This is a genomic window from Pannonibacter phragmitetus DSM 14782 (assembly GCF_000382365.1).
Classification (GTDB): domain Bacteria; phylum Pseudomonadota; class Alphaproteobacteria; order Rhizobiales; family Stappiaceae; genus Pannonibacter; species Pannonibacter phragmitetus.
The window spans coordinates 144,319-164,570 of record NZ_KB908217.1; the positions used below are offsets into that span (position 1 = coordinate 144,319).

Annotated in this window: 23 protein-coding genes; 7 read left to right on the forward strand and 16 right to left on the reverse strand. The window is 64.0% G+C overall.

The genetic code is table 11. The annotated features are described in order from the left end of the window. Window positions 1-162 precede the first annotated feature (162 nt). The 5 genes from H163_RS0107505 to lgt all read right to left on the reverse strand — a co-directional run bounded on the left by H163_RS0107505 (window position 163) and on the right by lgt (window position 4,654). The gene (locus tag H163_RS0107505; RefSeq protein ID WP_040678249.1) at window positions 163-681 is read right to left on the reverse strand and encodes a hypothetical protein; all 519 of its coding nucleotides are present in this window, start codon (window positions 679-681) and stop codon (window positions 163-165) included. A gap of 74 nt (window positions 682-755) precedes the next feature. Then, window positions 756-1,913: a M24 family metallopeptidase gene (locus H163_RS0107510; RefSeq protein ID WP_019963949.1), complete on the reverse strand. Its 1,158-nt coding sequence runs from the start codon at window positions 1,911-1,913 to the stop codon at window positions 756-758. 4 nt (window positions 1,914-1,917) lie between these two features. After that, window positions 1,918-2,691 carry a peptidoglycan editing factor PgeF gene (pgeF, locus tag H163_RS0107515; RefSeq protein ID WP_425298537.1) on the reverse strand — a complete coding sequence of 258 codons (774 nt, stop codon included), beginning with the start codon at window positions 2,689-2,691 and terminating at the stop codon, window positions 1,918-1,920. After that, on the reverse strand, window positions 2,688-3,836 hold the full coding sequence (locus H163_RS0107520) for a class I SAM-dependent methyltransferase (protein WP_019963951.1): 1,149 nt from the start codon (window positions 3,834-3,836) through the stop codon (window positions 2,688-2,690). Before H163_RS0107520 ends, pgeF begins: the two co-directional genes overlap by 4 nt. Then, entirely contained in the window at window positions 3,833-4,654 is an 822-nt protein-coding gene (gene lgt / locus H163_RS0107525; protein WP_019963952.1) for a prolipoprotein diacylglyceryl transferase, read from the reverse strand. Before lgt ends, H163_RS0107520 begins: the two co-directional genes overlap by 4 nt. A 204-nt stretch (window positions 4,655-4,858) precedes the next feature. Between lgt and H163_RS0107530 the strand changes: the two genes are divergently transcribed. The 5 genes from H163_RS0107530 (at window position 4,859) to H163_RS0107550 (ending at window position 8,097) form a co-directional block, all read left to right on the forward strand. Continuing rightward, window positions 4,859-5,149, forward strand: coding sequence for an accessory factor UbiK family protein (locus H163_RS0107530; RefSeq protein WP_019963953.1), 291 nt, complete (start codon window positions 4,859-4,861; stop codon window positions 5,147-5,149). A 312-nt stretch (window positions 5,150-5,461) separates the two neighbouring features. After that, the gene (locus H163_RS0107535) at window positions 5,462-5,962 is read left to right on the forward strand and encodes a type III secretion system chaperone family protein (protein WP_019963954.1); all 501 of its coding nucleotides are present in this window, start codon (window positions 5,462-5,464) and stop codon (window positions 5,960-5,962) included. After that, on the forward strand, window positions 5,959-6,780 hold the full coding sequence (proC, locus tag H163_RS0107540; protein ID WP_019963955.1) for a pyrroline-5-carboxylate reductase: 822 nt from the start codon (window positions 5,959-5,961) through the stop codon (window positions 6,778-6,780). The genes H163_RS0107535 and proC overlap by 4 nt, the downstream gene beginning before the upstream one ends. Window positions 6,781-6,882: 102 nt before the next feature. Continuing rightward, window positions 6,883-7,650, forward strand: coding sequence for a hypothetical protein (locus tag H163_RS22405; RefSeq protein ID WP_019963956.1), 768 nt, complete (start codon window positions 6,883-6,885; stop codon window positions 7,648-7,650). 90 nt (window positions 7,651-7,740) lie between these two features. Further along, on the forward strand, window positions 7,741-8,097 hold the full coding sequence (locus H163_RS0107550) for a tRNA-binding protein (RefSeq protein ID WP_019963957.1): 357 nt from the start codon (window positions 7,741-7,743) through the stop codon (window positions 8,095-8,097). A 3-nt stretch (window positions 8,098-8,100) separates the two neighbouring features. On the opposite strand, the gene H163_RS0107555 is transcribed toward H163_RS0107550, so the two are convergent. The 3 genes from H163_RS0107555 to H163_RS0107565 form a co-directional block, all read right to left on the reverse strand. Beyond that, entirely contained in the window at window positions 8,101-9,393 is a 1,293-nt protein-coding gene (locus H163_RS0107555) for an ATP-binding protein (protein WP_081625986.1), read from the reverse strand. A gap of 145 nt (window positions 9,394-9,538) precedes the next feature. Continuing rightward, window positions 9,539-10,234, reverse strand: a complete 696-nt coding sequence (locus H163_RS0107560; protein ID WP_019963959.1) for a response regulator — start codon at window positions 10,232-10,234, stop codon at window positions 9,539-9,541. A 4-nt stretch (window positions 10,235-10,238) separates the two neighbouring features. Beyond that, window positions 10,239-10,784 (reverse strand): MarR family winged helix-turn-helix transcriptional regulator, encoded by a 546-nt coding sequence (locus H163_RS0107565; RefSeq protein ID WP_019963960.1) that lies wholly within the window; start codon window positions 10,782-10,784, stop codon window positions 10,239-10,241. Between the two features lie 316 nt (window positions 10,785-11,100). Between H163_RS0107565 and H163_RS0107570 the strand changes: the two genes are divergently transcribed. Continuing rightward, the gene (locus tag H163_RS0107570) at window positions 11,101-12,000 is read left to right on the forward strand and encodes a branched-chain amino acid aminotransferase (RefSeq protein WP_026355573.1); all 900 of its coding nucleotides are present in this window, start codon (window positions 11,101-11,103) and stop codon (window positions 11,998-12,000) included. Window positions 12,001-12,085: 85 nt separating this feature from the next. Here the strand turns inward: H163_RS0107570 and H163_RS0107575 are convergent, their stop codons facing one another. From H163_RS0107575 to pgsA, 4 genes are all read right to left on the reverse strand, one after another. After that, window positions 12,086-13,348 carry a multidrug effflux MFS transporter gene (locus H163_RS0107575; RefSeq protein WP_019963962.1) on the reverse strand — a complete coding sequence of 421 codons (1,263 nt, stop codon included), beginning with the start codon at window positions 13,346-13,348 and terminating at the stop codon, window positions 12,086-12,088. A gap of 134 nt (window positions 13,349-13,482) precedes the next feature. After that, on the reverse strand, window positions 13,483-13,962 hold the full coding sequence (locus tag H163_RS0107580) for a molybdenum cofactor biosynthesis protein MoaE (protein ID WP_019963963.1): 480 nt from the start codon (window positions 13,960-13,962) through the stop codon (window positions 13,483-13,485). 2 nt (window positions 13,963-13,964) lie between these two features. Next, window positions 13,965-14,216 carry a molybdopterin converting factor subunit 1 gene (moaD, locus tag H163_RS0107585; RefSeq protein WP_019963964.1) on the reverse strand — a complete coding sequence of 84 codons (252 nt, stop codon included), beginning with the start codon at window positions 14,214-14,216 and terminating at the stop codon, window positions 13,965-13,967. A gap of 32 nt (window positions 14,217-14,248) precedes the next feature. Beyond that, window positions 14,249-14,821 (reverse strand): CDP-diacylglycerol--glycerol-3-phosphate 3-phosphatidyltransferase, encoded by a 573-nt coding sequence (pgsA, locus tag H163_RS0107590; protein ID WP_019963965.1) that lies wholly within the window; start codon window positions 14,819-14,821, stop codon window positions 14,249-14,251. A 205-nt stretch (window positions 14,822-15,026) separates the two neighbouring features. Between pgsA and H163_RS0107595 the strand changes: the two genes are divergently transcribed. Beyond that, window positions 15,027-15,731: a GNAT family N-acetyltransferase gene (locus tag H163_RS0107595; RefSeq protein WP_019963966.1), complete on the forward strand. Its 705-nt coding sequence runs from the start codon at window positions 15,027-15,029 to the stop codon at window positions 15,729-15,731. Between the two features lie 181 nt (window positions 15,732-15,912). Here H163_RS0107595 and H163_RS0107600 read toward each other — a convergent pair whose 3' ends face one another. The 4 genes from H163_RS0107600 to uvrC all read right to left on the reverse strand — a co-directional run bounded on the left by H163_RS0107600 (window position 15,913) and on the right by uvrC (window position 20,214). Further along, window positions 15,913-16,206 (reverse strand): HlyU family transcriptional regulator, encoded by a 294-nt coding sequence (locus H163_RS0107600; RefSeq protein WP_019963967.1) that lies wholly within the window; start codon window positions 16,204-16,206, stop codon window positions 15,913-15,915. Window positions 16,207-16,293: 87 nt separating this feature from the next. Continuing rightward, complete coding sequence (locus H163_RS0107605; RefSeq protein ID WP_026355574.1) at window positions 16,294-16,884, reverse strand: thymidine kinase; 591 nt, start codon at window positions 16,882-16,884, stop codon at window positions 16,294-16,296. Window positions 16,885-17,024: 140 nt separating this feature from the next. Then, the gene (locus H163_RS0107610; protein WP_019963969.1) at window positions 17,025-18,110 is read right to left on the reverse strand and encodes an endonuclease/exonuclease/phosphatase family protein; all 1,086 of its coding nucleotides are present in this window, start codon (window positions 18,108-18,110) and stop codon (window positions 17,025-17,027) included. Window positions 18,111-18,168: 58 nt separating this feature from the next. Further along, on the reverse strand, window positions 18,169-20,214 hold the full coding sequence (gene uvrC / locus H163_RS0107615) for an excinuclease ABC subunit UvrC (protein WP_026355575.1): 2,046 nt from the start codon (window positions 20,212-20,214) through the stop codon (window positions 18,169-18,171). Between the last annotated feature and the right edge of the window lie 38 nt (window positions 20,215-20,252).

Genomic DNA, 20,252 nt, shown 5'->3' on the forward strand with positions numbered 1-20,252 from the left:
CCAGTGCGGTGCGCGGCACCCCGAGTTTTGCTTGTCTCAGGCGGCGGCGTTGTAACAACCCCGCTGCCATACGACAACACCACAAAAGGCTGTGGCAGCGCTTTTTTCTGCTGCGGTGCACCTAAGGCAAATACTTAGGCGTGCAATTGATCCCTTGAGGGCTCAATACGTGTTCACCCAGGCCTTGAGTTCGAGCACCGCGCGTGAAGCAATCTGCTGGAGCGAGGAGGTGCTGACCGACATCCAGGGGTCGCCGCTCACGCCGCCGATGGCCTCTGTTCCCGAGATTCGGGTCAGCCGGACACCATTGGCATCGAAAACGTCAAAGACGAAGAAGACCGATCCGCCCGCAGGCGTGCCGGTGGCGGTCAGGTAGCCCTTCACACGGTAGGTCGGCTTGGCGTCGATGCGGCGAACAAGCTTCAAGCGCTCGATGCTTGCCCGTGTGCCGATCTCCTGGGCCAGTTCGTCTGCCGTGTTTCCCGGAGCGCCGGTGAAGGGCTCGAAAGCAAAGCTTGCCTGATCTGCCGGCACCTTCGGCGCCGGGGTCAGCGTGTGGTTGCCCGGAACGGACGGCGCGACAGTCCTTGGGGTCGGGGCTGTCTGGTTGCAGGCCGCAACGGCGAGAAGAAGGGTTGCGGCGCAAAGCCTCTTGGCCGTGGAGGACATGAGTGTCGTCATCTGTTCCCGAATACCGTTTCTGGTGGCGGCGGCCGCAGTCGCCTGAGCGCCGGAAATCCTGTGTGTGGACAGGTTTAGCTTGCCTTGACCGGAAGGTCGAGAGGCAGTTCCGAAAGAGAAACAGGTCCATCCACGCCAGTGAGATAGGTCCGCCCCAGCGACATGGCCGTTTCCGTACCCGAATCGGCCAGAATCATGTGCATGAAGATGACCATGTTCGGCTCAACTACGGCATCATTGCCGCTGTAGGCCATGGGCCAGTCCATCCAGCTGGGCGTGAAGCGGGCGCCGAGCGAGTAGCCGCAGGCATTGAGCCGGTGCGGCAGCATGTTGCGCGCATCCATGGCGCCGGCATGGGCATCGAAGATCTCGCCAAAGGTGCAGCCGGTCTGAAGCTTGCTCTCAACGGCGGCGAGCGCCTCGCAGCAGGCTTCGTGCATGACCATGTGGCGGGGAGTTGCGGCGCCAACCGCCACTGTGCGCATCAGCGCCACGTGATAGTGCCGGTAGGTGCCGGCCAGTTCCAGCGTGATCTGGTCCTGCGCCGAAAGCTGGCGGCGGCCTGACTTGTAGCGGCACAGCAGGGCATCACGGCCCGAGCCGATGATGAACTCGTTGCCCGGATAATCCCCGCCACCCTCGAAAATGGCCGTATGCATGGCTGCCAGAATGCGCCCCTCATCCGCGCCGGGGCGGATTTCGTCGAGGCCGGCCAGGTAGGCGGCATCTGCGAGTTTTGCGGCCTGCCGCACATAGACCAGTTCTTCGGCGCTCTTGATCGCCCTGAGGCGCGGGATGATGTGCGAGGCATCCGACAGTTCGGCAAAGCTGCGCAGGGCTTCGTCCAGCTCGCGGCCGAGCTTTGCGGTCAGCCCGTGGGTGTCATATTCGATGCCGAGCCGGGCGCCGAGCAGATCCATGTCGAAAAGCATGTCCTTCAGCTGCCCCACCGGGCTGGCGCCGCCCCGGTCGACCCAGATGCGGATGTCGGAGATGTTGGACGTGTGCTTGGCCTGCCGCTCGTCGGCCGAGCGTGTCAGCAGCACCTTGCGTCCGTCAGCGGTAACGACCAGGCACTGGAAGAAGCAGAAGCCGAAGGTGTCATAGCCCGTCAGCCAGTAGGAGCTTTCCTGCGCGAACAGGAGCAAGGCATCCAGCTTCTCCTCAGCCATTCGCGTCTTCAGCCGTTCGAACCGGCTCTCGAATTCCGCATCGGTGAAATGCAGCGCCATCGGGTCAGTCTCCTGTCAGCACGAGTGCGGAAATCTGGCGGCCATAGTCCGGCTCCTTGCGGTGCGTGGTGCGCCGGTAGGAGAAGAAACGGGCCTCATCGGCATAGGTGCACAGACCAAGACTTTCGGCCCGGCCTGTGCCTGCCGCCTGCAGGCGGGCGATGATGAAGGCCTGCAGATCGAACATGAAGTGGTTTTCGCGCCCCGACGTGCCGAAGAAGCGGCCGCAGCCGGGCGCTTCCGCCTCGAAACGCTCGCGGAACTCCGGCCCCACTTCATAGGCGGCGGCCGAAATGCAGGGGCCGAGCACGGCGATGATGTTCTCCCGCCTTGCGCCGAGCTTTTCCATGGCCGCCAGCGTGTTGTCGAGAACGCCGGTCAGCGCGCCGCGCCAGCCTGCATGAGCCGCGCCGATGACACGGGCCTGAGGATCGGCAAACAGCACCGGGCCGCAGTCGGCGGTGGACACGCCGATGACAAGGCCGGGGGTGGCCGTGACCAGCGCATCCGCCGTCCGGTCGTCGCCTTCGCCAAATGGCTTGCTGACGGTGATGACATCGGGTGAATGCACCTGATAGGGCGAGACGAGCTGTTCCGGTCCCGCACCCAGCATGCCGGCAACGCGGGCGCGGTTTTCCAGCACATGCGCCCTGTCGTCATCGGAGCCAAGGCCAATGTTGAGGCTGCTGTAGATGCCGGTGGAAACGCCGCCCTGCCGGGTGAAAAAGCCGTGGCGGATGACGCCGGGCAGGGTCAGAAGGTCAGCGGTAATCATCAAGCCTCTCCGGAATTTGCGCCAGCGTGCGGCGGAAGAGCCTCACTGTCAAACGGGGCCGGAACAAGGCCCGGTTGCGCAATGCACAGCACCTTGAAAAGGCCGCCCATTTCCTGCGGCCCAGCCAGCCGCTCCACTTCGCTGCGGATGCGCTCCTGCGTGGCGGTGTCCTTGCCTGCGCCCAGTTGCCCGGCCCGCTCAAGCAGCCCCATGCGCAGCAGGAATTCGCCTTGTGTCAGCGGCGAGGCTACGGTTGCCCCGCTGCGCCGGGCGGCAGCGGCCAGCACCTCGAAATCCACATGCGCCGTCAGATCGGCAAGGCCGGGTTCGGCCAGCACGTCCTGATAGGCATGGCGGCGCAGCGCCTGCAGCGTGTCGCCGGGCGCAGAGCGCAGGTAGCCGTAGTCGATGAACAGCGCTGCTCCGCCATGCGCCGTGATTCTGGCGGCGGCGTCCTGCGCAACGGCGGCGGAGAGCGGCGAGGTTTCGAGGATGGCGCCAAGCGGTGCGTTTGCAGCGGTGTCAGGAATGGCGGCCAATGGCAGGCGGCCGGGACCCGTGCCAAAGGCAAGGTTTCCGGCTTCATCCAGCCCCACCATCCGCTCGCGCCAGCCCTCTGGCGTCTTCACGTATTGATGGATGGGCAGGGCATCGAAAAACTCGTTGGCGATGAGGATCACCGGCCCTTCCGGGACCTCGCGCAGGCTGGAGTGCCATTGCGGCGCGAGCGGTGCAGTGGCGAGCGCTTCTGCCTGCCGCGCCTTCAGCCGGGGACTGATTTCGACGAGATGCAGGCTGGCAGCGCGCAGGAAGGCCGGGCGCAGGCTTGCCATGCGCAACAGATCCGCCATCAGCGTGCCGCGTCCGGGGCCGGTTTCCACCAGCCGCACGGTCTGTGGCGCGCCCATCGCCTCCCAGGCGGAGAGGACGAAGGCGCCGATGAGCTCGCCGAACATCTGGCTCACTTCCGGCGCGGTGATGAAGTCGCCCTTCGCGCCAAAGGGCTCTGCGGCGGTGGTATAGTAGCCATGCTGCGGATCGGCGAGGCAGGCGGCCATATAGGCTGCCACCGTCATCGGCCCTTCCGCCGCGATCTGGCGGATGAGCTTTTCCTTCAGCGGCGAGGCGGGCAGGGCATCTCTCCTCATGCGGCCCTGGCTCTGCGCCAGCTCCAGACCATCAGGGCGATGCCGGCGATGATCATCGGGCCGGACAGCAGCATGCCCATGGTGAAGCCGCCGGGCAGGAAGCCGATCTGGGCGTCGGGCATGCGGAACTCTTCGGCGATGGAGCGGGTGATTCCATATCCGGCGGCAAAGGCTCCGGCGAGGAAGCCCGGCTTCTGCAGCAGGCCAAAGCGGTGCGACATGAGGCGCAGGACGAGGAACAGCAGCACGCCTTCCAGCGCTGCCTCATAGAGCTGGCTCGGATGGCGCGGGATGTAGCCGCCGGAGGGGAACTCTACCGCCCAGGGCACATCCGTGGGGCGGCCCCACAATTCGTCATTGATGAAGTTGGCGAGCCGCCCGAAGAAAAGCCCGATGGGCGCGGCAATGCCAGCAAGGTCAAACAGCGTCAGTAGCGGGATGCCGCGGGCACGGGCAAACAGCACCATGGCCAGCACGGTTCCGGCAAAGCCGCCGTGGAAGGACATGCCGCCATTCCAGACGGCGAAAATCTCCACCGGATTGGCAAGATAGGTCAGCGGGTCATAGACCAGCACATAGCCCAAGCGCCCGCCCACGATGATGCCGACGGTGCCCCAGGTGACGAAATCGTCAATATCCACAAGGCCGGGCCGGGGAACGGCCTGCCACAGCCTGTCCTTCTGCACAGCAAGGCGCATGTAGCGCCAGGCCAGCAGGATGCCCACGATGTAGGACAGCGCGTACCAGCGCAGTGCGAAGGGGCCAACCTCGAAGATGACCGGGTCAACGGCGGGGAAGGGCAAAGCGAGAACGGGCATGCAGGGTCCAGTGCTGTTGATCCGGGGCGATTTGCCAGCGGCACCAGACCTTGCGCATTCCCCCCGGTGCGTCAAGTCGCTGCATTGCCGCCTTGAACTTGGAGCAAAAGGTCAATACCTGTGTGACACGGCCCGCAGTGCCTCGCCGGATTGGTCCGGAGAGCAAGCGCAAGGGTGGGCCGTCACCATCTTCAGGAGTGCGTCATGACCCAGGGCCCGAACAGGATTTTCGACGATTTCGCCAAGCTCATGACTGACGCCGCCGGTGTGGCGCAGGGAGCCCGCCGTGAGGTGGAGACCGCTTTCCGCGCTCAGGCCGAGCGTTTCCTGGCCGATATGGATCTGGTGAAGCGTGAGGACTTTGACGTCGCCCGCGACATGGCGGTGCGTGCGCTGGACCAGATCGAGGCTCTGGAGGCCCGGATCGCGGCGCTTGAGGCAAAGCTGGCTGAAACCGAGGCAAAGCCTGCCCGTAAGGCCAAGACCGAGGGCTGATCAAGCCCTTGCGGCTGCAATGCAGCGGCGGCGGGAGGCGTTTCCGCCGTCACAATGCCGTGAAACGGCCTGCGCCGGCGCGCAGGAAACAATCGTCCACAGGATTTGATCAAAACCTCAGGGCGGTTTCCTGCTGCATTTGCGAAGGAAGTTTATATACTGATTCCAAACAGGGATTCGCACGCGCCCCGAAATGGGTCCTGTTTTGACCCTGCCGCCACCGGCGGTTTGGCGCGGCCTCTGTTCAGGGGAAGACGCTGGATTTGCGGAAATCCGCCCCTTATCCGGCTCCCGTAAACGGGGAGGATCGCCATGAGCCTCATCGAAATCGACTTTGAACGCCCCGACAATCCCGTCGATCTGATCGAACACGTGGCTGCGCTCAACGAGTGGGCTTTCGAGCGTTCGGATGATGACGAGATCACCATTTCCATCGGCGGATACTGGTGCGACTATCACGTCTCCTTCTCCTGGATGGAGGAGTTGGAGGCCCTGCACCTGGCCTGTGCCTTCGATCTGAAGGTAACCGAGCCGCGCAAGACCGAGGTGATGCGCCTCCTCTCGCTCGTCAACGAGCAGATGTGGATGGGTCACTTCGACCTGTGGAGCAAGGAAAACGTCATCATGTTCCGCCAGTCCCTGCTGCTGGCAGGCGGTGCGGAAGCTTCCGGTGCGCAGATCGAAGGGCTGCTGGCCAATGCGCTGGAAGCCTGCGAGCGCTATTATCAGTCCTTCCAGTTTGTTGTCTGGGCTGGCAAGACAGCTCAGGAGGCGCTGGAGTGCGCCTTGTTCGAGACCGCAGGAGAAGCATGAGTTTTTCAGCTGAGCGCCCGTTCGCCGTTGTCGGCGCGGGCAAGATGGGCGGCGCAATGATCGCCGGATGGATGGCCCGCGGCGTCGATGCCGCCAGCCTTCTGGTCGTTGACCCCGCGCCGTCCGCCGCTCTCGTGGCCCAGCTGGACAGCCACGGCATTGTCCATGCGCCGAAGGTGCCGGAAGGCGTCAAGGCGGGTATGGTGCTGCTGGCCGTTAAGCCGCAGATCATGGGCGATGTGCTGCCGGGGCTGAAGCCTGCGGTGGCTGACGATACGCTGGTGCTGTCGGTTGCCGCCGGCACGCCGGTGCGCACCTTCGAAGCGGCATTCGGAGATATTGCTGTCATTCGCGCCATGCCCAACACGCCCGCCATGGTGGGAAGGGGCATCACCGCGCTTTATCCCAACGCCCGCGTCACGGCAGCACAGCGCGAGACCGCCGGGCAGCTTCTGTCGGCGATCGGTGCCGTCGAGTGGCTGACCTCGGAAGGGCAGATCGATCTTGTTACCGCCGTCTCCGGCTCGGGCCCTGCCTATGTGTTCCTGCTGGCAGAGTGCCTGGCGGAAGCCGGGCGGCGCGCCGGTCTTCCGGCGGATCTCGCTGCACGGCTTGCCGAAGCAACGGTGAGCGGGGCAGGGGAACTGATGCATCAGTCTGACGACACGCCCGCAACCCTGCGGCAGAACGTCACTTCGCCCAATGGCACGACGGCGGCGGCTCTTTCCGTGCTGATGGCTGAAAACGGCCTGCAGCCGCTGATGGACACTGCGGTCGAAGCTGCTGCCCGCCGCGCCCGGGAACTCGCCGGTGCCTGACGGGGCTGCCGCATTGCTTGCCTTTGCCTCTTCCATGCGGACAGGATGTGCCTACCTATAAGGGGAACACATCCTGCCAAGGCATCCAAGAAGGAGGCGGACATGGCACCGGAAGCAGAAGGCACCGCAGGCAAGACCGGGAAGAGCGGACGCAAAGCTGCGCCACGTCCCGATGACAGGACGACGGCTGTCGAGGCTTTTCTCGGGCTGCTCGCCACCCGGTCGTATGCTGAGATTTCCCTGACTGATATCGCCGAAGCCGCCGGGCTGAAGCCCTCTGCTCTCCGGCAGGCTGTTTCCGGCAAGAGCGAGCTTCTGGCTGCCTTCGCCGGGCAGGTGGATGCCGCCGTGCTGGATGGCCGCGATGACAGCATGTTTGACCAGCCGCCGCGTGACCGGCTGTTCGATGTGCTGATGACACGCCTGGATGCGCTGGCCCCCCACAAATCTGCGCTGACCCAGCTGCGTAAGGATGCCATGCGTGATCCGGCGCTGGCCATGTGCCTGAACGGTATCGCCGTGCGCTCGCAAGGCTGGATGCTGGCGGCTGCCGGTGTTTCCATTCCCGGCATCAAGGGCCGTCTGGTGCAGCAGGGGCTCGCGGTTTCCTTCGCCCGTGTGCTCGAAACCTTCCTTGAGGAGGAAGACGAAAGCCTGCCGCGCACCATGGCCGCCCTCGACAAGGAACTGGACCGGGGCGAGGATTGGCTGCGGCGGTTGGGAGCGGTGGAACGGGTGACGCGCCCCGTGGCCTGCGGCCTGATCAAACTCGCCGGAAAGGCGATGTCCCGCCGCAAGTCCCGGCGCAGCGAAGCAGCCCCAAGCGTTGCATCTGAGGCTGGCGGAGAGGCTGCGGCTCAGCCGGTCTAACCGTTATCTGCCTGTCTGCAAGGGCTTGCGCGGTTGCGCCGGGCGCGGCACTGTGAAGATCCTTTCGCATGGATTTTCCGGAGACCTGCCATGACCCCGAGCGCTTCCGCGCAGCCGATCAGTTTTGACGATTTCCTGAAGGTGGATATCCGCGTCGGGCAGATCATCGAGGCTGCGCCCTTTCCCGAGGCGCGGAAACCGGCGATCAAGCTGGTGATCGACTTCGGCCCGGACATCGGCATCAAGAAAAGCTCCGCCCAGATCACCAGACACTACACCCCGGAAGGCCTCGTTGGCCGCCGGGTGCTGGCAGTGGTCAACTTTCCTCCGCGCCAGATCGGCCCGATGCGCTCCGAAGTCCTGACGCTCGGCGTGCCGGATGCAGACGGCGAAGTCGTCCTCATCACCCCCGATCAGGACACCCCGCTGGGCGGACGTTTGTTCTGAGCTTTACCCCGGAATGCGGAAGCGGGCCCTGAGGCCGCCAAGGGCGCTTTCTTCCAGCTGGATGTCGCCGCCATGGCTGCGGGCTATGTCGCGGGCGATGGCAAGGCCAAGGCCGCTGCCGGAGGCGTCCTGATTGCGGGCTTCGTCCAGCCGGTAGAAGGGGCGGAACACGTTTTCCCGCTCTTCCTCCGGAATGCCGGGTCCATCGTCGTCGATGATCACGGTCAGCCAGCCGTCCACATGGCGGCCCTGGATATCGACGCGGCTGGCGTGTCTTGCGGCATTCATGACCAGATTCATGAGGCTGCGTTTCACGGCATTGCGCCGCATTTCCACTTCCGGCTCGCCGGTGAAACTGGAGGAAACGCTGGCGCCGGAAATCTCGGCGGCCTCCTCCAGTTCCTCCAGCATCAGGGTGATGTCCGCCGTCTCCACCGCCTCGCCATTGTCGCCGCGCGTGAAGGCGAGATAGTCCTCCAGCATGTTGCTCATCTCGTCCACGTCACGCTTGAGGCCTTCGGTCTCCGGTGTTTCGGGGATGAGGGCAAGCTGCAGGCGGAAGCGGGTGAGGATTGTGCGCAGGTCATGGCTGACACCGGCCAGCATGGTGGTGCGCTGGTCGATCTGCCGCTCGATGCGCCGGCGCATTTCGATGAAAGCCTGTGCGGCCCTGCGCACCTCGCGTGCCCCGCTGGGGCGGAAATCATCCACCGGCCGTCCCTTGCCGAAGCCTTCCGCCGCATTGGCCAGCCGCTCGATGGGCCGGATCTGATTGCGCAGGAACAGCATGGCAATGGAGATCAGCACCAGCGAGCTGCCGACCATCCAGACCAGAAAGATATGCGAGTTGGAGGCATAGGTCTGGCTATGGCGGGCCACCACGCGCAGCACCTTGTCCTTGAGCTGAATGCGGATCTCGACGAAGCGGGACCGGCCGATGGTGTCCACCCAGAAGGGCTTGCCAATGCGCTGGGAAATCTCGCGGCTGAGATTTTCTGCGACCAGATCGAAGAAGGCCCTGGGCCGGGGAGAGGGCAAGGGCTCGGGCGGCAGGATTGACACGGACATGTCCAGCGTCCGGCTGCCCATTTCCTCGATCAGCCGGTAATCGGCGTCCTGGGGGTAGTTCTCCAGCGTATAGACCAGCGCCGCGATTTCGCGCACCACCGCCTGTGACAGGCGGAAGGTGACCTGCTGGTAGTGCTGTTCCATGATCACGAAAGCGAGCACAGACTGCAGCAGCACCATGGGCGTGACGATGATGAGCAGCGCGCGGGTGAAAAGCCCCTTGGGCATATGTCGGTAGATCCGCCCGGCCACCCGGCCGTAGATGAAGGCGAAGGGGACCAGCAGCGAATGCAGCAGCTTTCCCGCCAGTTTCGCAGCCGGGGCCAGAAATGCGCCAAAGCCTGCGAAAAGGCTGCGGAGGCGGGCGCGCGCTTCAGTCACAGGCCAGCCTGTAGCCGATGCCGCGCACCGTCTGCAGATAGACAGGGTTTGCCGGATCATCCTCGATCTTGCGGCGCAGCCGGTTGATCTGCACATCCACCGTGCGCTCGCCAAGGCCGCTGTCATCACCGACGATCTTGTGGCGCGGCACGGTGGCGCCGGGTTGTTCGGCGAAAATGGTCAGGATCTGGCGCTCGCGGTCGGTCAGGCGGATCTGGCTGTCGCCCCGGCGCAGCTCGCCCCGCTCCGTGACGAAAACGAAGGGGCCAAAGCGGATTTCCGGCTGGCGGTCTATCCGGCGGGTGGCACCGCGCCGCAGGATGGCGGCGATGCGCAGCATCAGTTCACGCGGGTCGAAGGGCTTGGGCAGATAGTCATCCACCCCGGCCTCAAGCCCGGCGATACGGTCTTCCGCCTCGGCGCGGGCCGTCAGCATCAGGATGGGCACAGGGCTGTCCGCCCGCAGCGAGGCGGCAAGATCCAGCCCGTTCTCGCCCGGCATCATGATGTCGAGGATCAGGAGATCAAAGGCGAGGCCAGACAGGCAGCGCCGGGCCTCGGCGGCATTGGCGGCAGTTGTCACCCGGTAGCCGTTTTCCTGCAGCACCCTGCCCAGCAGATCGCGGATGCGGCTGTCGTCGTCAACCAGCAGGATGTGGATGGCGTTGTCGTCCGGCACCCGTGTCATTGCGTCAAGCCTCCGTACCGGCCAGCTCGGGCGCTGGGCCGCTGCTGCCGCTTTGGGGAATGTTGGAGAGCATGCGGGCCACCTCGGGCCGCCGCTCCGGATCAATCATCTGGAACAGGAATTGGCGCACGATGGCCGCATCCTGTCCGGGCAGGGCATCCACCGCTGCATTGATGCGCACTGCCTGCAGGGCATCCAGCTTGCGTGACAGCTTGTGGCCCTTGTCCGTGGTGTGCAGCAGGCGCTGGCGCCGGTCTGTTTCTCCGGGGCGCTGGTCGATGAAGCCCTCATCCACCAGTTGCTTCAGCACCCGGCCAAGGCTCTGCTTGGTGATGCGCAGGATGGCGAGCAGATCCGACACGCGGATGCCCGGATTTCTGTCGACAAAGTGCAGCACCCGGTGGTGCGCACGGCCAAACTCGAGCCCGGAGAGCAGCTGATCGGGGTCTGCGGTGAAATCCCGGTAGGCGAAGAACAGCAGTTCGATCAGGTCATAAGGCGTGGACCCGGTGGTCCCGCTGCCTGAAACGGGGGGGCTGTCTTGGGCCATCTGGGGCGCTGCAGGTGCTGTCTTGAAATTTATGTCAGCCATATTGACTTATTTCTGATCGATTGTTACCTGTAGCGGCACATTGACGAAATGTTCGGTCGCATGCGCCCCCGTGCCGGGTGTTTGTCCGGATCGTACATGGCCCTCATTCCCTTAAGAGAATCCGGGCTGGCAGTCTCCTCAAATGAGGATACTGTTTGTTACGGGTGCATGCAAAACCCCAGTATCAGGCCAAAGGCTGTTCTGGGTGTGCATCCAGAAAAATGGATACAAGAAGCAGATTGCGCCGGGCGACAAGGCGCGGGAGACAAGAACAATGGCTGGTATTCCCTTTGATCAACGCGATGGTGAAATCTGGTTCGACGGGAAGTTCATTCCCTGGGCTGATGCCAAGGTGCATGTGCTGACGCATGGCCTGCACTATGCCAGCGCGGTATTCGAAGGGGAGCGGGCCTATAACGGCCGGATCTTCAAGAGCGCCGAGCACACCGGGCGCCTGCATGCTTCCGCTGAGGTGCTTGGCTTCGAAATTCCCTTCTCTTCCGAGGTCATCAATGCCGCCAAGGAAGAACTGCTGAAGCGGATGAACCTCGTTGATGCCTACCTGCGCCCGATTGCCTGGCGCGGCAGCGAGATGATGGGCGTGTCGGCCCAGCATAACACCATTCACCTGGCCATCGCTGCCTGGGAATGGCCGAGCTACTTCAAGCCGGAAGAGCGGCTGAAGGGCATCCGCCTCGACATGGCAAAGTACCGCCGCCCGGACCCGGCCACGGCGCCGTTCAAGTCCAAGGCGGCCGGCCTTTACATGATCTGCACCCTGTCCAAGCATGAAGCCGAGCGCAAGGGCTATGCCGATGCGCTGATGCTGGACTGGCGCGGACAGGTGGCCGAGGCGACCGGCGCCAATGTCTTCTTCGTCAAGGACGGCAAGATCCACACGCCGAAGCCGGACTGCTTCCTCAATGGCATCACCCGCCGCACGGTGATCGACCTTGCCAAGGCGCGCGGTTTCGAGGTGATCGAGCGGGTGATCATGCCGGAGGAGCTGGACGGTTTCGAGCAGTGCTTCCTCACCGGCACGGCTGCCGAGGTGACGCCAGTGTCCGAGATCGGGCCCCACAGTTTCACGGTGGGCGAGATCACCAAGTCGCTGATGCTGGACTATGACGCGCTGGTGCGCGCGGACCCGGCAGGGCTGAAAGCGGCGGAGTGACGCCTCAACCTGTTTGGTAAGTCATAAAGGGCGGCTGCATCCGGTGCAGCCGCCCTTTTTGATTCTGCCGCCTGTGCTTACCGCCTCAGTGAGGCTTGGCGCCTGACGGATGCTGGGCGTGGAAGAGTTTGCCCTTTTCGGCCAAGAGCACCCAGCCGATGGCAATGACGCCATAGATGGCGCAGGCCAGCGCCATCGGCAGCAGGGTTCCGTCGAAATTCTGGCCGATGATGAAGCCGAGCACGGCGCCGCCCAGCGTGGTGGTGAAGCCGATGGCGGAGGAGGCGGTTCCGGCGATGGCGCCCAGCGGCTCCATGGACATGGCGTTGAAATTCGCGCCCATGAAGCCGAAGCTGGCCATGTTGATGGCCATGCACACGGTGAAGATGGCAAGGTTCTCGACACCCGCCAGCGCCAGGGCGACCTGCAGCAGGCCCATGGCGGTGAAGACCAGCACCGCACCGTGCGACAGGCGCCGCATGCCGATGATCGTGACCAGCCGCGAATTCAGGAACGAAGCCACGGCCATGGTAATGGCGACGGCGGCAAACACGAGCGGGAACCAGACGCCGAGATCGAAGATATCGACATAGATCTGCTGCGCCATGGAGATGAAGGCAAACAGACCGCCGAAAATGAAGGTCGTCGCCATGGTGTAGCCGACGCTGATGCGGGTCGTCGCCACCTTGAGATAGGCCAGGGAGATAGAGCCCGGCGAAAACGACTGACGGGCATCCTCAGGCAGTGTTTCCGGCAGGCGGAAAGCGGTCCAGACCAGCATGAGGATGCCTGCGCCCATGAGCGTGCTGAAGATCCAGTGCCATTCGGCCACCAGAAGAATCAGTTGCCCGATGGAGGGTGCCACGATGGGCACGGCCATGAAGATCATCATCACCAGCGACATGACCTGCCCCATGCGCCGTCCGGAATAGCAGTCGCGCACGATGGAAACCGCGATGACGCGTGTGCCGGCGCAGCCGATGCCCTGCAGAACACGGGCAATCAGCAGCTGGTCCAGATTTGTGCTGAACAGGGCAAAGACGCTGGCTGCGGCATAGAGCGCCAGACCGCCGATGAGAATGGTTCTGCGGCCAAAGGAGTCCGACAGCGGCCCGAAGATGAGCTGCGCACCGCCGAAGCCGATCAGATAGAAGATCAGGATCTGCTGGCGGTCATTCTCATTGGCAATGCCGAGCGCGTTGCCGATGTCGGGCAGGGCGGGCAGCATGATGTCCATCGCCAGCGCATTCAGTGCCATCAGAGCGGCAACCATGGTGACGAATTCGGCGAAGGACAGCCCAGGATGGGGCGTCTGGCTCGCGCCAGTGTTCCGGGCAAGATCGGACATAAACAAACCTTAGGTATGGTGCACAGCAGCCTGAAACGCGGCCCGCAGCCTGCGTTCCAACGTGCAAAAATATCAGTGTTGCCTATCAGTGGTCCAAATTGACCGGTCGGTCAACCCAGGGGCTCCGGGAAATTTCACGCTTTTGGCTGAACGCCGTTCCAGCGATCCAGCGCGGTCTCATCTTCGGCCTTGGCCGCAACCCAGCCGCCTGGTCCACCTTCGCGCAGGATTTCCTTCTTCCAGAACGGGGCTCTGGATTTGAGGAAATCCATCAGGAAATCAGCGGCTTCGAACGCGGCCCGGCGGTGGCGCGAGGCGGCGGTGACGAGCACGATCTGCTCGCCCGGCAGAATGCGGCCATGGCGGTGAATGACGGTGAGGCCGGTCAGCGGCCAGCGAGTCAGCGCTTCGCGGGCGATGCGCTCCAGCTCCTTCTCCGCCATGCCGGGGAAGTGCTCCAGCACCAGCGCTTCCAGCCGCCCGTCCTCGTCACGGCACAGGCCCGTGAAGCTGACGATGGCGCCCACATCGGCGCGGCCTGCGGACAGCTGCCGGGATTCGGCCTCCGCATCGAAGGGGCCGGGCTGGACGATGACGCGCAGGACCGGGCTCATCTTCAGCCCCCGGTCATGGGCGGGAAAAAGGCAATCTCGCGCGCGCCCGCGATCGGAGCGTCATGTTCGGCATGGGTCTGGTCGATGGCGGCACGGATCAGTTCCGGCTCGGCAAAGGCATGGCCATGGGCATCGTCGATGGTCTGCAGCCAGTTGATCAGGCCGCCCACGGTGGTCACGCTGTCCGGAAGGGTGATCTCTTCCTGCTCCACGCCGGTCCGCTCGCGCACCCAGGCAAAGTAACGGATGATCATGTGCCTCTCCTTCTTCGGCAGTCCTTGAGAGACTACTCCTCGATCAGATGGCCGATGCCAGCCCGGAAATAGTCGTAGCCGGTGTAGAGCGTCAGGACAGCCGCAATCCAGAGGGCGACAAGGCCGGACAATTCGGTTCCCGGCAGCACCTCTTCCCCGGCGGGGCCAGCAAGCAGCAGGGCAAGGGCCACGAGCTGCACCGTGGTCTTCCATTTGGCCAGCTTCGTCACCGGCACGCTGACGCGCAGCTCGGCCAGAAACTCGCGCAGGCCGGAGACCAGAATTTCGCGGCACAGGATGATGATGGCAGCGATCAGCGACCAGCCGCCGATATCCCCCTTTGCGACCAGCAGCAGCAGACAGACGGACACAAGCAGCTTGTCGGCAATCGGGTCCAGCATCCGGCCGAGCGCGGACTGCTGCTGCCAGGCGCGGGCCAGATAGCCGTCGAAGAAATCGGTCACGGCGGCGGCGATGAAGATGGTCAGCGCAATCCAGCGCGCCGTGTTGCCCTCGAAATAGAAGCAACCCACCACCGCAGGCACCGCAAGAATGCGGGCGTAGGTCAGGAGATTGGGCAGGGTCAGGGCGACGTGTCTGGCCATGTGAAGTATCTGCTTCGCGTCTCGGGCGGCGGGTCAGCCGGACACAAGCATGAGGGCGCGCGGGTGTCAACGCATCTGGCGGATGAGTGACTTTGACAATGGGGCAGACGGCGCAAACCACCCTGAGTGCCGTCTTTGAACTGGTGCCGGCAAGGATGGAGCGGTAAGCCTGTCACAGCAAGTTGAAGCTGGGAGACCTGAGCGCATGCGCCTGAACGAATTGGGACAGCCGATTGGAGAGCCGGTGAGTGGATGGGCGGGTGCGGCAGCGCCGGTGGCTCAGGTGCTGCAGGGGCGCTGGTGCCGGCTTGAGCCGCTGAGCGCGGAACGCCACGGTGCAGAGCTTCATGCCGCATGGTCCGCTGACGCAGAGAACCGGGTCTGGACCTATCTGGCCTATGGACCTTTCGCCGGAGAGGCGGAGTGCATCGCCTTTCTGAAGACGATGGAAGGCAAGGCGGACCCGATGATGTTCGCCATCATCGATGAGGCCAGCGGCAAGGCCATGGGTGTTGGCAGCTATCTGCGGGTGGAGCCTGCGACAGGCTGCATCGAGGTGGGGCATCTGAACTTCGCCCCGGCCCTGCAGCGCACGCCGCTGGCGACCGAGGCCATGTATCTGATGATGCGCAATGCCTTCGAGGGGCTGGGCTTCCGCCGCTACGAATGGAAATGCGACGATCTCAACGCTCCCTCGCGTGCGGCTGCCGCACGGCTCGGCTTCACCTTCGAGGGGATCTTCCGGCAGGCCACCGTCTACAAGGGCCGCAACCGCGATACGGCGTGGTTCTCCATTCTCGACAAGGAATGGCCGCGGCTGAAAGCCGGTTTCGAGGCCTGGCTCTCACCGGACAATTTCGATGCCGATGGCCGGCAGAAGCGCAGTCTGGCGGAGTGCCGGGGGGACTGAGGGGTTAGGCGGAGCAGACCCAAACTCCGCGCCGCCCCGGCCTTGTGCCGGGGCCTGGTCCATTTCGCGCCGGGTAGAGTTCAGCGGCCTTGCGCCCCTGACAGGTCCCGGATCTTCGCTCCGCTCACGTCCGGGACGGCGCGGAGCCTGTGGGGCGCAAGAGAGAGGTTGTCCCTCTCCCTCAGCTCTTGAAAATCAGATCGCCCTGCTGGTCGATCAGGAGCTTGGCCTTGCGGATGGTGAATTCGGCAGCCTCGTCGCGGGTGGGCAGCTGGTCGGCGCGGATGAAGCGGTGCTCGCGGTCCTCGCCGTCAATTTCCTTCAGGATACGGCCTGCGATCTGCCACTGGCTGCCGGCCTGGCGCGGTTCGGCGATGATGCGGCAGCTCTTGTAGTCTTCGGTGGCCGCTGCGGCCGGGGCGGCTTCAGCGGCTGAACCGCCCTTGAAAAGTGATCCGAACAGTTTTCCCAGCATCTGCCTGTCCCGTCCTTGCGGTTTGATATGGTCTGCGCCCCGTCATGCCAAGGCTTGCGATGCTGAGGCATCGCGCCTTGAAATTGCTCAGTCGCAGCGCGGCCCAAGGTCACGGTCGACCCAATGGCGGCGGCAAAGGGAAACATAGGACTCTTCGCCGCCAATCACCACCTGTTCGCCTTCCTCGACGATCCGCCCGCTGCCGTCAAGCCGTGCAACCATGGTTGCCTTGCGGCCGCACCAGCAGATGGTCTTGATTTCCTTCAGGCTGTCGGCCAGCGCCAGCAGGGCCTTGCTGCCCGGGAAGAGCTTGCCCTGAAAATCGGTGCGCAGGCCGAAGCACATCACCGGCATGCCCAGCCGGTCGGAGGCGTGGGCCAGCTGCCACACCTGTTCCTCGGTGAGGAACTGCGCCTCATCGACAAACACAGCGTCAATGGGGGCGGCTTCATGGGCCTTGCGGATATGGTCCAGCAGGTCATCCCCGGAAAGGAAGATATCCGCCTCCGCCGACAGCCCTATGCGGGAGGAGATGCGGCCGACGCCTGCCCGGTCATCTACGGCGGCCGTCAGCAGCAGGGTGCGCATGCCCCGTTCCACATAGTTGTAGGAGGCCTGGAGCAGTACCGTCGACTTGCCGGCATTCATGGAGGAGTAGTTGAAATAGAGCTTGGCCATCGGTCCCGCGCCGGTCTGTTCGCTTCGGCGGGAATCGGTTCCGCCCTTTGTCACACTCTTGCCATGCAGCCGGTCAGACACAAACGGCAGGCGGCAGGCTGCGGGCATAAACTGTGGAAGGCAGACCCTGACGGGCTTTCTCAGGGAATGGCGATGTCCACGATCAGCGGCACATGGTCCGAGCCCACGTCCCCGCCGATGGCGACATTGCGGATTGTCACCTTGTCCGAGACGGCGGCATGGTCCACCGCCGAGCCCAGGATCCAGCGGAAGCGGTAGTCATAGAAATAGCGTGTGATCACGGGCACAACGGCCGGGAAGCGCACACGCATGCCAGCCTGTTGAAGCAGGTTCTCGAAGTGGTTCGAGAGGGGGGAGGTGTTCCAGTCACCGATCATGATGGCCGGCTCGGAGGCGGGCAGTGCATCAATCACACCGGCGAGTGCAGCAAAATAGTCTTGCCGGGACTGCCAGCGGCAGGGTGAGCGCGGGCTGTCCGGATGCACAGCAATGAAGTTGAGCGGCGAACCATCCACATCGATGATGGCGGAGAAGATTTCCCTGTTGCCATAGCGTCTGGGGCCGCAGGCACCCTCAACCGGTATGACCGTGCTGGATTTGACCGGGTACCGGGAGAAGGCGATCATGCTGCCAAGATCGCCGATTAGGAAATTCTCGAAATAGGGGCCGAGGCCGATCAGGGGCGTGTCGTCGCCCTGCCGCTTCCGGTGGCGCATCTGATAGGGCCATTCGGTTTCCTGAAACACGAGAATATCGGGCTTCAGGCTCTCAAGATAAGCCATGAAGTCCGGATCGCCGAGATAGCGCGTCTCCAGATTGATCGAGACGATCCGCAGATTTTTCGTGGCCGGAACACTCGCGCCGGCCAGACCGGGAGCGACGACCCTGTAGGTATGATAAAGTGCAAGGCCGAGCGCCACGGACAGAACAAGGCCCGTGAACAGAAAAAGCCGCCGCAGTTGCTTGCCTGGACGGGGCCGTCCGGCGAGACGGATGCAGATGGCGGCGAGAAACACGGCTGCAAACCCGCCGCCAATCAGCTGCGGCAGGAAGAAGCTCATGTTGTCGGCAACCCAGATGTCCGGCGCGACGAAGGGCCCGAAGGACAGAAGGCCGAACAGCAGGGCCACCAGCAGGCCCATGACGGAGGCAAGGCGCAGAAGCCGGGAGAAAATCGAGACTTTACCGCCGGTTTGGTCTGTCATCGGGTCTGCCGTCTCCTGTTGCACTGCAGCGCGGGCAGGCCCGTCCTAGCACGGACGGTTATTCGTGGAAATGATCGTAGACCAGCTTTGCGACGGATTCCGAAATACCGGGCACCGCCATCAGATCGTCAATGCCCGCCTTTGAAACGGCCTTTGCCGTGCCGAAGTGGCGCAGCAGGGCGCGCTTGCGGGCGGGGCCAATGCCGGAGATGTCATCCAGCGGGTTGCGGGCGATGTCCTTCTTGCGCTTGGCCCGGTGGGTGCCGATGGCAAAACGGTGCGCCTCGTCGCGCAGGCGCTGCACGAAATAGAGCACGGGATCGCGCTCCGGCAGCATGAAGGACGGGCGGCCTTCCATGAAGAACTTCTCCCGCCCCGCATCCCGGTCCGGCCCCTTGGCGATGCCGACCAGCGGCACATCGGTGACGCCCAGTTCCGTCAGCATCTCCCGCACCGCATTGAGCTGGCCCTGACCGCCGTCGATGAAGACGAGATCCGGCCATGCGGGCATGTCGGCGTTGCCGGCCTGCACGCCATCGTCTTCCTCGTCGTCCTCAAGGCCGGTTTCTCCGTCGCTCTCCGGTGCCGGATCATCTGCTGCGGTCAGCGGCGTGCGCGCGTGTTCCTTCAACAAACGGGAGAAGCGGCGGGTCAGCACCTCGCGCATCATGCCGTAGTCATCGCCGGGGGTGATGTCCTGCGACTTGATGTTGAACTTGCGGTACTGGCCCTTGGCGAAGCCCTCCGGTCCGGCGACGATCATGCCGCCGACCGCATTGGTGCCCATGATGTGCGAGTTGTCGTAGACCTCGATGCGGCGCGGGGCGGCGGGCAGGCCGAACACCTCGGCCACGCCCTGCAGCAGGCGGCCCTGGCTGGAGGTTTCCGCCAGCCGCCGGCCAAGCGCCTCGCGGGCGTTGGTGAGCGCGTGGTCCACCAGTTCCTTCTTTTCGCCGCGCTTGGGAACAGCGATTTCCACCTTGCGCTCAGCCCGCTCGGAAAGAGCCTGCGACAGCAGGTCCATTTCCTCGATCTCATGCGACAGCAGGATCAGGCGCGGGGCGGGCTTGTCGTCATAGAACTGGGCGAGGAAGCTCTCCAGAATGGCCGCTTCCTCGAAAGACTTGTCGGCCTTGGGGAAATAGGCGCGGTTGCCCCAATTCTGGCCGGTGCGGAAGAAGAACACCTGCACGCAGGTCTGCCCGCCCTCCTGATGGATCGCGACCACATCCGCCTCATCGACGGTCTGCGGGTTGATGCCCTGATGCGATTGCACATGCGACAGGGCCGCCAGCCGGTCGCGGTAGACGGCGGCATGCTCGAAGTCGAGCTGCTGGGAGGCCGCCTCCATCTGGGTGGCCAGCTCCTTCTTCACCGCCTGGCTGCGGCCGGAGAGAAAGCCGCGCGCCTCTGCCACAAGCCGGGCGTAATCCTCGTTCGAGCTCTCGCCCGTGCAGGGGCCTGCACAGCGTTTGATCTGGAACAGAAGGCAGGGCCGGGAGCGGTTCTCGAAATAGCTGTCCGTGCAGTTGCGGATGAGAAAGGCCTTCTGCAGCGCATTGATCGTGCGGTTAACTGCGCCAGCCGAGGCAAAGGGGCCGAAATAATCCCCCTTGCGCCGCCTCGCGCCGCGGTGCTTGACGATGGCGGGGGCTGCATGGTCGCCTGTCAGCAGGATGTAGGGGAAGGACTTGTCGTCGCGCAGCAGCACGTTGAAGCGCGGCCGCAGGCGCTTGATCAGGTTCGCTTCCAGCAGCAGGGCTTCGGTTTCCGTGCGGGTGAGCACGAACTCCATGGCGGCGGTGGCCATGATCATCCGCATGATGCGGTTCGACTGCCCTTGCAGGCGGGTGTAGCTGGTGACGCGCTTCTTCAGGCTGCGGGCCTTGCCCACATAGAGCACGTCGCCATTCTCATCCAGCATGCGGTAGACGCCCGGCCCCATGGGCAGGCGGCGCACCACATCGGCAATCACTTCGACACCTTTCTTGCCGCTGGTGTTCTCGTCCTGCGCGGAGGTGAAGGTAACCTCCGGGGCCGCATGGGCCTCAACGGTCTCTTCTGCCTCTTCCGGGCGGTCCATGGCTGAGGGGCGGGATGTCATGATTTCACTATACCTCGGCCAGGCACAAAGGCCCGGCG